The organism is Enterococcus sp. 5H (assembly GCF_028128615.1).
Lineage (GTDB): Bacteria > Bacillota > Bacilli > Lactobacillales > Enterococcaceae > Enterococcus_L.
In genome coordinates, this window is record NZ_AMDP01000044.1 from 1 (window position 1) to 323 (window position 323).

The 323-nt window shown below is 38.1% G+C and carries 1 protein-coding gene; it reads left to right on the plus strand.

Going from position 1 to position 323, the window contains the following annotated elements; translation table 11 throughout:
- Positions 1-323: hypothetical protein (locus tag C240_RS13070; protein ID WP_271496519.1), on the plus strand; the 323-nt coding region annotated here is incomplete at both ends.

Genomic DNA, 323 nt, shown 5'->3' on the forward strand with positions numbered 1-323 from the left:
GAAATCATTGGGTTAATACAAGCAATCGGTCGTTCTTTTTTAGAAGTATGGACCAACGGAACAGGACAACGGTTTGTTGAAAATCTTCTTATTTTATTAGCGGATGTGTTAAACATCATTGGCGATATCGCTGGGGCTTTTAAACGTGCGTGGGAACAAGACGGACGTGGTACAGCTTTAATTCAAAGTATTTTTGATATGTTCAACGCCATCTTAGAATTATTACATGAGATCGCAGTAGCTTTCAGAGATGCATGGAACGATAACGGACTAGGTCAAAGCATTGCGGCTAATATTCTAGAAATCTTCACCAATATTTTTAA